The sequence below is a fragment of the Vibrio sp. M260112 genome, assembly GCF_036533775.1.
GTDB lineage: Bacteria > Pseudomonadota > Gammaproteobacteria > Enterobacterales > Vibrionaceae > Vibrio.
Genome location: NZ_JATABH010000177.1, coordinates 1 through 692 on the forward strand (window position 1 = coordinate 1; position 692 = coordinate 692).

Consider the following 692-nt stretch of genomic DNA (forward strand, 5'->3'; position numbering starts at 1 on the left):
CCACGAGAGCGGTCTATATCACGTCGAGTTAGTAGACCATTGCCAAACAGTTCACCACCGATTCGACCGAAGTTATCACGGCTGGTCGCCACCCAAACAATTTCAGCCGTTTCATCCTCAAGACGCTGATCCATGATTTCTTGAAGCTCATTGCCTACCTTTTCGAATGGTATTTTCTAGGGTAGGTGTTCTAACCATAGCTCGATACGAAACTTCATCTCGTCTTATCAGTTTTATGACTTAAAATTTATAGCTCAAGCATTTAGCTACAATGCTTGAGCTATTGTGGAAATGATTATAAATCTACTCTTACCGTTCTTTTCTGTTGAACATACAAAGTTATCTGCCCATTGGATTGAGTTGGTATGGAGTCTTTAGTCGCAATAATATCCATCTCAAAGGTACAAGTGTCGAAACCTTGAGTTAGCTGAGCTTGAGTCTGACCGAATATCTCACTCAGGCTCTTATTATAAGAACCTGAATTGAGCAGATATTCACCCGAGTTTATATCTGATGACGCCGTTCTGATATTGATCTCGGTACTATTTAAACAAGCTAACATAACCGCTGGATAAGAATATGTATGAGCGGTTTCAGGGGAGAAAGATACATCAATAATTTCATTTGAAAAACTAACAACGGGATCAAAAGGAATAGGGAACTCAGTAGCTGTTAATTGAGTTATATCAACG

At 39.6% G+C, this 692-nt stretch carries 1 protein-coding gene; it reads right to left on the reverse strand.

Annotated elements, in window-relative coordinates; translation table 11 throughout:
* Nucleotides 1-295: 295 nt before the first annotated feature.
* The coding region (locus QTN95_RS20910; protein WP_331418885.1) for a hypothetical protein at nt 296-692 on the reverse strand (397 nt) is incomplete at its 5' end.